This is a genomic window from Pseudomonas sp. RIT-To-2 (assembly GCF_029623465.1).
GTDB lineage: Bacteria > Pseudomonadota > Gammaproteobacteria > Pseudomonadales > Pseudomonadaceae > Aquipseudomonas > Aquipseudomonas silvicola.
This window is the reverse complement of the sequence record NZ_JAPYKM010000043.1, coordinates 22,355-35,132: the sequence shown is the minus strand read 5'-3', so window position 1 is coordinate 35,132 and position 12,778 is coordinate 22,355. Positions and strand designations below refer to the sequence as shown.

Sequence of the window (12,778 nt, the reverse complement as noted above, 5' to 3'; positions counted from 1 at the left end):
TCAATTCTCCTAGTGAGGAATTAGGCTGAAATTAAGCCTGAATACCGGTGATTTTGATCTCGGTGTACCACTGGCGGTGGCCCATGCGCTTCATGTGGTGCTTACGACGACGGAACTTGATGATACGAACCTTGTCGTGACGACCTTGGGAGATCACTTCAGCCACAACGGTAGCGCCAGCAACAACTGGTGCGCCGATGTTGACGTCGTCGCCATTGGCGACCAGCAGAACGCGATCAAAGGTAACGGATTCGCCAGTGGCGACTTCCAGTTTCTCGATCTTCAGGTACTCACCCGGGGCGACTTTGTACTGCTTGCCACCGGTAACAATTACTGCGTAAGACATGGTATTTCTCCGATAATCCTGCTCACCCAGCTCTTTATAAGTAGAGTGTCGGCTGGCATGGCTGCATGGGGTGGAACGACCCAAATGCAATTGCGTAAGGCAGGTGCTGCCCAGGAAGTTCAGGGTGCGCGATTGTACGCAAGGCCCGCCCCGCTTGCAAGTGGCCGTCCATCGTGCCTTGACAGCGCGGGACCCGCGACCTAGCATGCCGCGCATCCCTTCTGGAGCACCTGTCGCTGATGCAACCCCAAGCTTTCTACCGCGCGGTGGCGGACGATTTCAACGCCGTCGACGTCATCATCAAGAAGCAACTGACTTCGCGCGTACCGCTGGTGTCGAAAATCGGTGACTATATTACGTCAGCCGGGGGCAAGCGTCTGCGCCCGCTGCTGGTGCTGCTGTGCGGCAAGGCCCTGGGCCGTGAAGGCGACGAACTGCGCCTGCTGGCTGCCACCATCGAATTCCTGCACACCGCCACCCTGCTGCATGACGACGTGGTCGACATGTCGGGCATGCGCCGCGGCCGCTCCACCGCCAACGCCATGTGGGGCAACGCCCCCAGCGTTCTGGTAGGCGACTTCCTGTACTCGCGCTCCTTCGAGATGATGGTGGAACTGGGCTCCATGCCCGTGATGCGCATCCTCTCCGAGGCTACCCGCGTCATCGCAGAAGGCGAAGTGCTGCAACTGTCCAAGGTGCGCGACGCCAGCACTACCGAAGAAGTGTACATGGAAGTCATCCGGGGCAAGACCGCGATGCTCTTCGAAGCCTCCACCCACAGCGCCGCGGCCCTGGCCGAAGCGACGCCGGAACAGGCCGAGGCCCTGCGCACCTTCGGGGACCACCTGGGTGTGGCCTTCCAACTGGTCGACGACCTGCTGGACTACAAGGGCGACGCCGAGACCCTGGGCAAGAACGTCGGCGACGACCTCGCCGAAGGCAAGCCGACCCTGCCGCTGATCTACACCATGCGTGAAGGTACCGCCGAGCAGGCTGCCCTGGTACGCAAGGCAATCCAGAAAGGCGGCATCGAAGACCTGGAGAGCATCCGCATCGCCGTGGAAGCCTCCGGCGCCCTGGACTATACCGCCCAGCTGGCGCGCGACTACGTCAAGCGCGCCATCGCCTGCCTCGATGCCCTGCCGGCCAGCGAGTACCGCGACGCGCTGGTTGAGCTGAGCGAATTCGCCGTAGCGCGCACCCACTGATACCGAGTCGCCTGCTTCCCGAGCTTCGCCCGGCCCCACATTCCCGTGTGGGCCGGGCGAAGCTCGGGACAGCCTCCCCGCAATTCCCCGCCTGCCCTAAAAACCCTATATAATCTGCGCCTTTATTTTGCCCACCCGCCGAGGAACCCGCGTGAGCACTCTGCCTGCCTGCCCCAAATGCAATTCCGAATACACCTACGAAGACGGCACCCAGCTGGTCTGCCCTGAATGCGCCCACGAGTGGTCGGCCAGCGGCGAAGCCGAGACGGGCAGCGATGACGCGGTGAAAAAGGATGCGGTAGGCAATGTGCTGCAGGACGGCGACACCATCACCGTGATCAAGGACCTGAAGGTCAAGGGCACCTCCCTGGTGGTCAAGGTTGGTACGAAGGTCAAGAACATCCGCCTGTGCGACGGTGACCACGACATCGACTGCAAGATCGACGGCATCGGCCCGATGAAACTGAAGTCCGAATTCGTCCGCAAGGTCTGACCTGACGAATGGTCGCGAGGCTGGCTGACGCGGCCTCCGGCCCCTGATCTTTCCCCGAATGGAAAAAATCATCCAATAGAGCCTTGCTATTCCTTGAATAAGAATTATTCTCATTGAACGCTTTCAAGGAGAACTGACATGACTTATTTGATCGATGCCTGGCTGGACCGCCCTCAACCCTACCTGCGCATTCTGCACCGCGAAACCGGGGAAGTGTGTGCGGTGCTGGAGGAAGAGGCACTGGATGAACTGCGCGACCAAGGTGACCTGGACCTGTCCGGGTTGAGTTCAAGCGAGCCGATCGTGCTCAAGGAGCTGGTGCGAAACCTGTTTCTGTTCTGCTATGCCCGAGCCTTGCGCCCGGTAAGCAGCCTGCATTGAACCGTACTCCCGTAGCCGCTGCCGCCAGGCTGTGCCGGCCCTGCGCCTGGCTGGAAGTTTCCAGTGTACCCAGGGCCAGCGCGACGGCAGCGGCTACGGAATGATTACAGTACGTCCAGCAGCTCTACGTCGAACACCAGCACGCTGTGCGGCGGGATGCTGCCAACGCCCTGGGCACCGTAGGCCAGTTCGCTTGGCACGTACAGGCGCCATTTGCTGCCGGCGTTCATCAGTTGCAGCGCTTCGGTCCAGCCTGCGATCACGCCGCTGACCGGGAATTCGGCCGGCTGGCCACGCTCATAGGAGCTGTCGAACACGGTGCCGTCGATCAGGGTACCGTGGTAGTGAGTGCGCACGCTGTCGTCACGCGATGGCTTGGCACCTTCGCCGGCGGTCAGCACTTCGAACTGCAGGCCCGAGGCCAGGGTGGTGATACCGTCACGCTTGGCGTTTTCAGCCAGGAACGCCAGGCCAGCGCCAGCGGCCGCTTCGGCCTTGGCAGCCGCTTCGGCCTGCATGATGTCACGGATAACCTTGAAGCTGGCAGACAGGTCTTCCTGGCTGACGCGGCTAGGCAGGGCATTGAAGGCATCGGTCAGGCCGGCCAGGATGGCGTCCAGGCTGACACCCGGTGGCGGGTTGTCGCGCAGCTGGTCGCCCAGTTGGCGGCCAATGCCATAGCTGACGCGGGTTTCGTCGGTGGACAGGGTTACTTCGGACATCTCGGTGCTCCGCTGCAGGGCCCGTCAGCGGGCAGCCATGACGCCACCTGCCTTTCCAGGCCCAAACCAAAAGGGCAAGCAGACTAGCACACTGAGTACGGCAGTTCAGCTTATGGCGTCAGTGGCGCGAGCGGAACGAGATAGGCACGCGCAGATCTTCCTCGGCGCTGGCGCCCAGGCCGCACATCTCGTCATGCACCGAGCCGTGGATCAGGTGGAAGGGCATTTCCGGCAACAGATGCAGCAAGTCGCGGGCATGCTCTACCGAACGCAGGTGCATGGCGTGGCCAGTAGCGTCGTTGAGCGGGTGGGCTTTGCCATGCATGCGCGCTTCGAGCAGGTAGATACCGCCTTCCAGCGAAATCAGGTTCAGCTCGTCGATCAGGCCGGCGTTGGCGTGGGTGGTCAGTTCCTGAAAATTCATGACTGCACCTCGAATCGTTCAAATGAACTTCAACGCTTCATTCTTCATACAGCGGCAGGCAAAGCACAAGGCGGCGGGCGCGCCGCCTGTCCGATTGGTAGCCGTCAGTGCTTGGTCAGCCTGTCCAGGTAACCCATGGCGAAGGCCGACACCACGAAGGTCATGTGGATGATCACATACCACTTCAGGTATTCAGGCTCGATGTTGCGCGCGTCCATGAACATGCGCAGCAGGTGAATCGAAGAGATCGCGACAATGGAGGCCGCCACTTTCATTTTCAGCGAACTGGAGTCCATCTTGCCCAGCCAGCTGAGTTTTTCCTGGCCCTCGTCAACGTCCAGCTGGGACACGAAGTTCTCGTAGCCCGACAGCATCACCATGACCAGCAGGCCACCCACCAGGGCCATGTCGATCATCGACAGCAGCACCAGGATCAGATCGGCCTCGCCCAGGGAGAAAACGTTGGGAATGACGTGGAACACCTCCTGGAAGAACTTCAGCGCCAGGGCCAGCAGGCCCAGCGACAAGCCCACGTAAATGGGCGCCAGCAGCCAACGGGAGGCGTACATGGTTCTTTCGATAAAGCGTTCCATTGAAACAGCACCTGGCGGGTAGGAATCGGGGCGCCGATTATACCTGCCAGGTCGCGACGCCGCCTCCTGCGACACTGCGCCACATCCGCATCAGGAGGAACAGCGCTGACATCGCTCGCCATTGATCTTGCGCAACTGCGCCTGCAGGTGCAGCGACCAGATCTGCGGGTCACCCGCTACCTGGTAGCCGTGCAAGGTAAGGCTGTCGACAATGGCGTCCATCACCGATTCGGCGACGGTGGGGCCCGGAAACGGGCCCTGGGACTTGATGGCGGAAGGTTGTTCGCCTGCCATGCCAGCGGCGAAAAGCAGAGTCCACATGCCGGTATCACCGGCCAGTGGGCGTATGCTGCATTCGATTCGGGTCACCAGACCCAGGCATTGACGCGTAAGGCTGAGGTTGCGCGGCATGACGTCGCTCCTCAATAAAACACTGCTTCAGCCTTCGATGGAAGACTGTTTCAATCCTGCGACCCGTGGCTATCCATGCCCTGAGGATAGAAGAAAACCACCGCTGGCAATGTGCGACTGCCTGGTCAGGCGCCGAATGGTCATCCGGCGCCCTCCCCGTTTCAGGCTGGCTTGACCTGAGCCAGTTCCGCTTCGGCGTGTTCCTTCTCGGCTTCCTTGAGATCTTCCTCGCTGATCATCTCGGCGATTTCTCGCAAGCGCTCCACCACCCGGGCGTTGACGCTGCCTTCCGGGAACTGGCCGTCGGCGTCCGGCGCACCTGCGTCCTCGCCTACCAGCAAGCTCAGGGCCTCGTCGGCCTGGCGCACCGCGTACACGTGGAACTGGCCGGCACGGACGGCCTGCAGCACTTTCTCGTCCAGCATCAGGGTAGCGACGTTGGCCTGGGGAATGATCGCCCCCTGCTCACCGGTCAGGCCGCGCGCTTCGCACAGGCGGAAGAAGCCTTCAATTTTCTCGTTGACGCCGCCCACCGCCTGTACTTCACCAAACTGGTTGATGGAGCCAGTGATGGCGAAGCACTGCTTGAGCGGGGTGCGCGACAGGGCCGAGATCAGCGTGCAGGCCTCCCCCAGCGACGCACTGTCACCGTCCACATAGCCGTAGGACTGTTCCAGGGCGATGCTCGCCGAAATCGCCAGCGGAAACTCCTGGGCATAACGGCTACCCAGGTAGCCGGTGAGAATCATCACCCCCTTGGAGTGGATGGGCTGGCCCAGGTTGACCTCGCGCTCGATGTCGACGATGCCGCTGCCGCCCGGGTACACCGTGGCCGAAATGCGCGCTGGCACGCCGAAGGCCGAATCACCCACTTCCAGCACCGTCAGGCCGTTGCACTTGCCCACGGCGGCGCCATCGGTGTCGATCAGAATGATGCCGGCCAGCATGTCGTCCAGGATGCGCGCCGACACCCGGCCGGTGCGCGTGGCCTTGGCCTTCAGGGCTCGGTCGATGTGGCCGGCGTCAGTCATCTCGTCATTGGCCAGGTGGCGAATGAAATCCGCCTCGCTGACCAGCTGGAACAGGTCGCCGATGCGCGCCGACAAGCGCCCCTGGTGCTCGGCCAGGCGCGCGCTGTAGGTGGCCAGGCGCGCCACCGCATCAGCAGTCAGTGGTGCCATGCCCTCTTCCGAGGTGCGGGTCTTGAGCAACTGGGCGAACTGCTCCAGGCTCTCGTCCACCATGGGGATGTCTTCATCGAAGTCCACCAGCACCCGGAACATCTCCTGGAAGTCCGGGTCGGCGTCCTGCAGGGCGTAGTACAACTGGCGCGAACCGATGATGACGACCTTGACCTGCAGGGGAATCATCTGCGGCGTCAGGGTGACGGTGGCCAGGCGGCCGTACTCGCCCAATGGCGACTCCATCTTCAGCTTGCGCGATTGCAATGCGCGCTTCAGGGCGTCCCACACGAAAGGCTCACCGAGCATTTTCTCGGCTTCCAGAATCAGGAAACCGCCGTTGGCGCGGTGCAACGCCCCGGGGCGCAGTTGCCGGTAGGTGGTGTACAGCGCGCCCTGGTCGGTGCTGTATTCGATGCGCCCGAACAGGTTGTCATAGGTCGGGTGCGGCTCGAACACCACCGGCGCGCCACCGCTATTGGGGTGGCCCACTACCAGGCTGGGGGCGTATTGCTCTTCCAGCAGCTTGCGGGCCTGGGCGTCGGTCTTGCTGTCGTCCACCAGTTGCTCGACCACCGTCTTGAGCAGGTACACCTGCATGGCCTGCAGGTAAGCGCACACCGCGGCGTTCTCGGCGTATTTTTCCGACAGCGGCGCCAGCAGGGGTTGCAGGGCCAGGGTGATGGTTTCTTCGTTCAACTGGCGCAGTTGGTTGCCGGACTCGCGCTTCCATTGCGGCAGGCTGGCCAGCTCCTCGTTGAGGCGTTCTTCCAGGTCGGAAATATCCTGGTGAAAGCGATCACGGTCGGCTTCGGGCAGTTGCGCGAATTCGGCCTCGTCCAGGGCCTTCCCATCGAGCATGGGCGTGAAGGCAATGTTGCTGCTGTCACGGTACAGCGCCACGTCCTTTTCCAGGGACAGGCGTTCGATGACGTCCAGGGCGCGGTCGTAGCGCTGGTTGAAGGCGCGGTCGATGCCGCTCTTCTTCTGCTGGTAGGACGGGTGCTCGAACACCGCCGGGAAGGTCGAGAGCAGGTTGTCGATCAGCCCGCCGATATCAGCGATGAAGTGCCCGGCGGTGCCCGGTGGCAGCTCCAGCGCGCGCGGCTCGCGAGGCTCGTCGAAGTTGTTGACGTACACCCAGTCGGGCGGCGTCTGCAGGCGCTTGCCCTCGGCCTTGAGGTAACGTTTGACGAACGAGAAGCGGCCGGTGCCCGGCTCGCCCATGACGAATACGTTGTAGCCAGGGCGTGGCATGGCCACACCGAATTGCAGCGCCTCGACTGCGCGCTCCTGGCCAAGCACACCGCGAAAGGGCTCCAGATCATTGGTGGTGGAGAAGCTGAACTGTTCAGCGGAAAACGGACGGGTCAGCGCTTCTGGCGCAAGACGCAGGCTGGCAGCAACAGGATCAGGCATCGGGCATCCTTACTTCGGCGGGGCAGATGACGGCATTCTGGCGCTGAAAAGCTTCAAGCTGCAAGCGCTTGCGGAAGTTGATCGCTGCCGGTGGAGGGGCCCCACAGATAATCAGCGCATGCAAATAGCCAGTTTTTCAGTGGAACCAGTAAACCCCGCCTAAACTCCAAACTGCGTCCTGGAGCGAAGCAGTCCCAGGCAATCCTGAACCCTTGGTTTTGCACCTTACAAAGAGAACAAAGCTATGAAACGGATTCTTCTGGGTACGCTGTTCACCGTCGTCTCGCTCAACGCCATGGCCCAGGCCCCTGGCGGCCCGGACTGCGGTTGGGGGAACATGCTGTTCCAGGGCCAGCGCGGCACACCGGCTCACTTCCTTGCGTCCACCACCAACGGCACCTCGGGTAACGCCACCTTCGGCATGACCTCGGGCACCAACGGTTGCTCCACCAATGCGGCACTGACCTACGGCGGCAAGTCGTGGATCGCCATGAACGGCATGATGAACGAACTCTCCGAAGACATGGCCAAGGGCCAAGGCGAAGCGCTGACCACCTACGCGGTGGTGCTGGGCGTTGCGCCTCAGGACCGCGCCTACTTTGAATCCGTCACCCACCAGCACTTCCAGGACATCTTCAAGACCGCCAACGTGACGGCCGATGATGTTCACGCCAACACCATGAACGTGCTCAAGACCGACCCACGCCTGGCCAAGTACGCAGCAGAGGCCTAAGCTCGAACCGCCCGCCCCTCGGGGCGGGATTTTCCACGCCACCGCGGCACGCCTTTTCGTCCACCTGACCTAGTTGCCAACGATGCTCAAACGCCTTGCTTACCTGGCGCTCTGTGTGTGCGCCCCGTTGCATGCCGCACCTCACGTGGATCCATCCCGAATCGCTACCCTGGCAGCCGACCCGTATTGGCTTGCGCTGGGCCATTACACCCCGGCCAAGTTCGGCGGCTGGCGCAGCTATGTGGATGACCAGCGCTTCTTCCTGGCACCCGACGGCGCTCACCACCCCGACCGAGAACTGGCGGCCACCGTCGAGGCGCTGTACGCCCCCGCCAGCAGGGACGACCAGCAGGCCCAATGCGTGTTCCCCGCGCGCACGCGCTGGCTGCGCGCGCAACTGGGCTTGAACGACTTGCCTGCCGCCGAGTGCACAGACTTCCACAAGTGGTACAAGGAAATCTCGCCGCACCACACCGTGCTGGTGTTTCCGGCGGCCTACCTGAACAGCCCCTCTTCCATGTTCGGCCACACGCTGCTGCGCATCGACCAGGCTGAAGCCAGCCAGGACAAGACCTCGCTGCTGAGCTACGCGATCAACTTCGGGGCCTACATCGAAGGCAACGACAACAGCATCCTGTATGCCTGGAAAGGCCTTGCCGGCGGCTACCCGGGCATGTTCTCGCTGGTGCCCTACCAACAGAAACTGGCTGAATACCGCAGCCTGGAAAACCGCGACCTGTGGGAATACCACCTGAACCTGACACCCGAGGAAACCGGGCGCATGGTCGAGCATGTGTGGGAACTGCAGCAGGTGCGTTTCGACTATTTCTTCTTCGACGAAAACTGCTCGTACCGCTTGCTGGAGTTGCTGCAAGTGGCGCGCCCCAGCCTGCGCCTCACGCCACAGTTTCCCCTGACCGCGATCCCCACTGATACCGTGAAGGCGGTGAAGCAGGCCGGCATGGTGGGCGAGATCGACTACCGGCCTTCCCGCGAGCGGGAATTGCTCGACCGCGCCAAGCCATTGAGTGCTGACGAGCAACACTGGGTACTCAAGGTGGCCGAAGACACCGAGCAACTGCAAAGCCCCGGTTTCAAGGCGCTGGCCACTGACCGCCGGGCCCTGATCCTGGACGCTGCCTACCGCCTGGAGCGCTACCGCGCTACCGGCCAGGACCGCGAGGCGGGCCGCACCCAGCGCAGCTACCAACTGCTGCGGGCCATCAGCCAGAACCCGCCGCCGCCACTGAACGTGGAGCGCCCCGGCCTGCCGGAAGACGGCCACGACTCGCGCACTTGGCAGGTGGGCGTGGGCAGCCGTGATGGCAAGGCCTTCGGCGAGTATGGCCTGCGCATGGCTTACCATGACCTCAACGACAACGCCCAGGGCTTCCCTTTGGGCGCACAGATCGAAATCCTCGACATGAAGCTGCGCCAGTACGAGGGCAACCACTGGCAGGTACAGCGCCTGGACCTGGCCACCATCCGCTCCATGACCCCGCGCAACGCGTTGCTGCAACCCTGGTCATGGCAAGTCACCGGCGGCCTGGAACGCGTGCTGGGCAAGCACGGCGACGAAACCCTGGTCAGCCATGTCAACGGCGGTGGCGGTGGCACCTGGCAACTGGGCGACGATACCCTGGCATTCGCCCTGGCCACGGTGCGTGTGGAACACAACAACGACTTCTCGGCCATGCTCTCCCCCGCCGCCGGCTTCGACAGCGGACTGTTGTGGAAAAACCGCCTGGGCAACCTGCGCCTGGAAGCCCAGGGAGACTACTTCCTCAACGGCGAAGTACGCCGCACACTGAGCCTCAACCAGCAGTGGGAGCTATCACGCAACCTGGGCCTGCGCCTGAGCGCCCAGCGCGACTTCAGCGAGCTCACCGGGCCGCGTAACGAAGTGATGCTTGAGGTGAAGTGGTACCACTACTGACAAATCCATCACAACGGTTTGACAGGGCCGCGACTAAATCGAACCTAGACTTGACTCATGGGTCCACCCTTTAACCGTCGCTGTTTCCAGACGGGTGCGGTGGGCATGGATCGGGAGTCGAATCATGTGGCGCTGGGCGTTGGTGAGTGTGATGGTGGTGTTGGTGGGTTGCCAGTCGACCCATGAACAGATGATCAGCCAGGGCTACCCGCCCGCGTACGCCGACGGGTTCAAGGATGGCTGCGGCAGTGGGCGCGAGGCGGCGGGGGTGAACGGCCAGTTCGAGAAGAACGTGCCCCGCTATCTGCATGAGAAGCTGTATTCCACGGGCTGGGATGACGGCTTCCGCCAGTGCCAGACCAGCGCGGCAGCGCAGCCGAACCAGAGCGACTGGAGCGTGCAGCACGGTGATGACCGAGAGCGCGCCTGGCAGCAGCAGAAAACCCAGGGTGAAGGTCGCGCGTATCACCCTTGAACCGCGTCGTTCTTTTCCCGAGCTTCGCCCGGTCCCACAGTGTTCCCCTGCGGGGCCGGGCAAGGTTCGGGAAAGGGCAACGCTGAACCAAAAGGAGTACCCCTTGAGCCGAGCCTTCGTCAACGAGGACCACGCCCAGCCCACCCAGGCTGCCGAGCGCCGAGTCAGCGACCAGCCCAACTACGTCACCCCCCAGGGCCTGGCATTGCTGAAGGCCCGTCTGCGCGACCTGCAAGTCCCCGGCGATGACCCCCAGCACCTGGCCGACCTGCACTATTTCACCCTGCGCGTGCAGAGCGCCCAGGTGGTCAACGCCACGGATAACGGCAAAGTGCAGATTGGCAGTTGGGTGACCTTTGCCGATACCCAGGGTGATGAACAGCGGGTGTGCCTGGTGGGCGAGGATGAAGCAGATGCGGCCCAGGGGCTGATCAACTGGGGCTCGCCATTGGGAAGCGCATTGCTTGGAGCGCGCGTGGGGGATGGGGTGGTGTGGCGCAGGCCCGTGGGTGACCTGACCATCGAGATCGTCGAAATCGACATGGGTTGAGCGCACGTTGCCACGAACCGCACGCAAAAAAACGGGGCCCGAAGGCCCCATCCCTGTTACGCCAGTTTCTTGTGGCGTACCCGGTGCGGCTGGGCCGCAGCTTCGCCGAGGCGCTTTTTGCGGTCGGCTTCATACTCGGTGTAGTTGCCTTCGAAGAACACCGCCTGCGAGTCATCCTCGTACGCCAGGATGTGGGTCGCCACACGGTCCAGGAACCACCGATCGTGAGAAATCACAATGGCGGCGCCCGGGAAGTCCAGCAGGGCTTCTTCCAGGGAACGCAAGGTTTCAACGTCAAGGTCGTTGGACGGTTCGTCGAGCAGCAGGACGTTGCCACCCTCCTTCAGGGTCAGGGCCAGGTGCAAGCGGCCACGCTCACCACCGGACAGGTCCTTGACGAACTTCTGCTGGTCGCCGCCCTTGAAGTTGAAACGGCCAACGTAGGTGCGCGACGGGATCTCGTAGTTGCCGATGCGGATGTTGTCCGAACCGTCGGAGATCTGCTGGAACACAGTCTTGCTGCCGTCCAGGTCATCACGGCTCTGGTCCACACAGGCCAGTTGCACGGTTTCACCGACCTCGATGGTACCCGAGTCCGGTTGTTCCTTGCCCATCAGCATGCGGAACAGGGTCGACTTACCGGCACCGTTACCACCGATGACGCCGACGATGGCGCCTTTGGGCATGGCGAACGACAGGTTGTCGATCAGTACACGGTCGCCGTAGCCCTTGGTGACGTTCTTGAACTCGATGACCTTGTCACCCAGGCGCGGACCGGCCGGGATGTAGATTTCGTTGGTTTCCGAACGCTTCTGGAATTCCTGCGACTGCATTTCCTCGAAGCGCTGCAGACGAGCCTTGGATTTGGACTGGCGGGCCTTGGCGCCTTTGCGCACCCACTCCAGTTCTTCCTTCATGGCCTTTTCATGGGCCGACTGCTGCTTGGACTCCTGGGCCAGACGGTCGGACTTGGCTTCCAGCCAACCCGAGTAGTTGCCCTCGTAAGGAATACCAGCGCCGCGGTCCAGTTCCAGGATCCAGCCGGCGACGTTGTCCAGGAAGTACCGGTCGTGCGTGATCGCGACCACGGTGCCCGGGAAGTCGTGCAGGAAGTGCTCCAGCCAGGCGACCGAATCGGCGTCCAGGTGGTTGGTGGGTTCGTCGAGCAACAGCATGTCAGGAGCCGACAGCAGCAGGCGGCACAGGGCCACGCGGCGCTTTTCACCACCGGACAGGTGTTCCACCTTGGCGTCCCAGGCCGGCAGGCGCAGGGCATCGGCCGCCACTTCCAGCTGGCGCTCCAGGTTGTGGCCGTCGCTGGCCTGCAGGATGGCCTCGAGCTTGGCCTGCTCGGCGGCCAGCTTGTCGAAATCGGCGTCCGGGTCGGCGTAGGCGGCATACACTTCATCAAGGCGCGCCTGGGCGTCCTTGATCACGCTGACCGCCTCTTCCACCACTTCACGCACGGTCTTGGCCGGGTCAAGTTGTGGTTCTTGCGGCAGATAACCCACGTTGAGTTCGGGCATCGGACGCGCTTCGCCGTCGAATTCCTTGTCGACGCCGGCCATGATTTTCAGCAGGGTGGATTTACCCGAGCCGTTGAGGCCCAGCACGCCGATCTTGGCGCCGGGGAAGAACGACAAGGAAATGTTTTTGAGAATTTCCCGCTTCGGCGGAACAACTTTGCTCAGCCGATGCATGGTGTAGACGTATTGGGCCATGAGAAACCTGGTAACAGTAGACAGATGAAGAATCCGCGAGAAGGCCAAAGCTACCGGAATGCGCGAAGCAGGGCAAACAACCGACAAGCAGTGCTGGCACATAGCCATAAAACAAGGCATGCTAGCCGCCCTTCGGGCGTCCGGCTTATAGTGCGCGCTGTTAACGGCCCGGGCACCGTTTGCAC

At 62.4% G+C, this 12,778-nt stretch carries 14 protein-coding genes; 7 read left to right on the top strand and 7 right to left on the bottom strand.

What is annotated here, in order from left to right; translation table 11 throughout:
• Positions 1 to 31: 31 nt before the first annotated feature.
• A complete protein-coding gene (gene rplU, locus QBK88_RS26945; protein ID WP_007950961.1) occupies positions 32 to 346 on the bottom strand; it encodes a 50S ribosomal protein L21 in 315 nt (104 codons plus the stop codon).
• A 239-nt stretch (positions 347 to 585) separates the two neighbouring features.
• Between rplU and QBK88_RS26940 the strand changes: the two genes are divergently transcribed.
• The 3 genes from QBK88_RS26940 (at position 586) to QBK88_RS26930 (ending at position 2,428) form a co-directional block, all read left to right on the top strand.
• A complete protein-coding gene (locus QBK88_RS26940) occupies positions 586 to 1,554 on the top strand; it encodes a polyprenyl synthetase family protein (RefSeq protein ID WP_277964442.1) in 969 nt (322 codons plus the stop codon).
• A 151-nt stretch (positions 1,555 to 1,705) separates the two neighbouring features.
• On the top strand, positions 1,706 to 2,047 hold the full coding sequence (locus tag QBK88_RS26935) for a zinc ribbon domain-containing protein YjdM (protein ID WP_277964441.1): 342 nt from the start codon (positions 1,706 to 1,708) through the stop codon (positions 2,045 to 2,047).
• A 138-nt stretch (positions 2,048 to 2,185) separates the two neighbouring features.
• Positions 2,186 to 2,428 (top strand): PA4570 family protein, encoded by a 243-nt coding sequence (locus tag QBK88_RS26930; RefSeq protein ID WP_268148253.1) that lies wholly within the window; start codon positions 2,186 to 2,188, stop codon positions 2,426 to 2,428.
• A 104-nt stretch (positions 2,429 to 2,532) separates the two neighbouring features.
• On the opposite strand, the gene QBK88_RS26925 is transcribed toward QBK88_RS26930, so the two are convergent.
• From QBK88_RS26925 to QBK88_RS26905, 5 genes are all read right to left on the bottom strand, one after another.
• Positions 2,533 to 3,150, bottom strand: a complete 618-nt coding sequence (locus QBK88_RS26925; RefSeq protein ID WP_277964440.1) for an FKBP-type peptidyl-prolyl cis-trans isomerase — start codon at positions 3,148 to 3,150, stop codon at positions 2,533 to 2,535.
• Positions 3,151 to 3,268: 118 nt separating this feature from the next.
• Positions 3,269 to 3,574, bottom strand: coding sequence for a DUF6482 family protein (locus tag QBK88_RS26920; protein WP_277964439.1), 306 nt, complete (start codon positions 3,572 to 3,574; stop codon positions 3,269 to 3,271).
• A 104-nt stretch (positions 3,575 to 3,678) separates the two neighbouring features.
• Positions 3,679 to 4,167, bottom strand: a complete 489-nt coding sequence (locus QBK88_RS26915; protein WP_268148247.1) for a TIGR00645 family protein — start codon at positions 4,165 to 4,167, stop codon at positions 3,679 to 3,681.
• A gap of 90 nt (positions 4,168 to 4,257) precedes the next feature.
• Positions 4,258 to 4,578: a PA4575 family protein gene (locus tag QBK88_RS26910; RefSeq protein WP_268148245.1), complete on the bottom strand. Its 321-nt coding sequence runs from the start codon at positions 4,576 to 4,578 to the stop codon at positions 4,258 to 4,260.
• Between the two features lie 161 nt (positions 4,579 to 4,739).
• Positions 4,740 to 7,178 carry an AAA family ATPase gene (locus QBK88_RS26905; RefSeq protein ID WP_277964438.1) on the bottom strand — a complete coding sequence of 813 codons (2,439 nt, stop codon included), beginning with the start codon at positions 7,176 to 7,178 and terminating at the stop codon, positions 4,740 to 4,742.
• Positions 7,179 to 7,422: 244 nt separating this feature from the next.
• On the opposite strand from QBK88_RS26905, the gene QBK88_RS26900 reads away from it, so the two are divergent.
• The 4 genes from QBK88_RS26900 to QBK88_RS26885 all read left to right on the top strand — a co-directional run bounded on the left by QBK88_RS26900 (position 7,423) and on the right by QBK88_RS26885 (position 10,872).
• On the top strand, positions 7,423 to 7,911 hold the full coding sequence (locus tag QBK88_RS26900) for a DUF3015 domain-containing protein (RefSeq protein ID WP_268148241.1): 489 nt from the start codon (positions 7,423 to 7,425) through the stop codon (positions 7,909 to 7,911).
• Between the two features lie 82 nt (positions 7,912 to 7,993).
• Positions 7,994 to 9,847 carry an Lnb N-terminal periplasmic domain-containing protein gene (locus QBK88_RS26895; RefSeq protein ID WP_277964437.1) on the top strand — a complete coding sequence of 618 codons (1,854 nt, stop codon included), beginning with the start codon at positions 7,994 to 7,996 and terminating at the stop codon, positions 9,845 to 9,847.
• Positions 9,848 to 9,971: 124 nt separating this feature from the next.
• Positions 9,972 to 10,322, top strand: coding sequence for a hypothetical protein (locus QBK88_RS26890; RefSeq protein WP_277964436.1), 351 nt, complete (start codon positions 9,972 to 9,974; stop codon positions 10,320 to 10,322).
• Positions 10,323 to 10,425: 103 nt separating this feature from the next.
• Positions 10,426 to 10,872 carry a GreA/GreB family elongation factor gene (locus QBK88_RS26885; RefSeq protein WP_277964435.1) on the top strand — a complete coding sequence of 149 codons (447 nt, stop codon included), beginning with the start codon at positions 10,426 to 10,428 and terminating at the stop codon, positions 10,870 to 10,872.
• Between the two features lie 56 nt (positions 10,873 to 10,928).
• Here QBK88_RS26885 and ettA read toward each other — a convergent pair whose 3' ends face one another.
• The gene (gene ettA, locus QBK88_RS26880; RefSeq protein WP_277964434.1) at positions 10,929 to 12,593 is read right to left on the bottom strand and encodes an energy-dependent translational throttle protein EttA; all 1,665 of its coding nucleotides are present in this window, start codon (positions 12,591 to 12,593) and stop codon (positions 10,929 to 10,931) included.
• Between the last annotated feature and the right edge of the window lie 185 nt (positions 12,594 to 12,778).

Excerpts from the sequence above, each read along its gene's own strand:
- QBK88_RS26925 (WP_277964440.1), bottom strand. The coding sequence starts at position 3,150 with ATGTCCGAAGTAACCCTGTCCACCGACGAAACCCGCGTCAGCTATGGC.
- rplU (WP_007950961.1), bottom strand. The coding sequence starts at position 346 with ATGTCTTACGCAGTAATTGTTACCGGTGGCAAGCAGTACAAAGTCGCC.
- ettA (WP_277964434.1), bottom strand. The coding sequence starts at position 12,593 with ATGGCCCAATACGTCTACACCATGCATCGGCTGAGCAAAGTTGTTCCG.
- QBK88_RS26900 (WP_268148241.1), top strand. The coding sequence starts at position 7,423 with ATGAAACGGATTCTTCTGGGTACGCTGTTCACCGTCGTCTCGCTCAAC.
- QBK88_RS26930 (WP_268148253.1), top strand. The coding sequence starts at position 2,186 with ATGACTTATTTGATCGATGCCTGGCTGGACCGCCCTCAACCCTACCTG.
- QBK88_RS26905 (WP_277964438.1), bottom strand. The coding sequence starts at position 7,178 with ATGCCTGATCCTGTTGCTGCCAGCCTGCGTCTTGCGCCAGAAGCGCTG.
- QBK88_RS26910 (WP_268148245.1), bottom strand. The coding sequence starts at position 4,578 with ATGCCGCGCAACCTCAGCCTTACGCGTCAATGCCTGGGTCTGGTGACC.
- QBK88_RS26890 (WP_277964436.1), top strand. The coding sequence starts at position 9,972 with ATGTGGCGCTGGGCGTTGGTGAGTGTGATGGTGGTGTTGGTGGGTTGC.
- QBK88_RS26920 (WP_277964439.1), bottom strand. The coding sequence starts at position 3,574 with ATGAATTTTCAGGAACTGACCACCCACGCCAACGCCGGCCTGATCGAC.
- QBK88_RS26940 (WP_277964442.1), top strand. The coding sequence starts at position 586 with ATGCAACCCCAAGCTTTCTACCGCGCGGTGGCGGACGATTTCAACGCC.
- QBK88_RS26895 (WP_277964437.1), top strand. The coding sequence starts at position 7,994 with ATGCTCAAACGCCTTGCTTACCTGGCGCTCTGTGTGTGCGCCCCGTTG.
- QBK88_RS26915 (WP_268148247.1), bottom strand. The coding sequence starts at position 4,167 with ATGGAACGCTTTATCGAAAGAACCATGTACGCCTCCCGTTGGCTGCTG.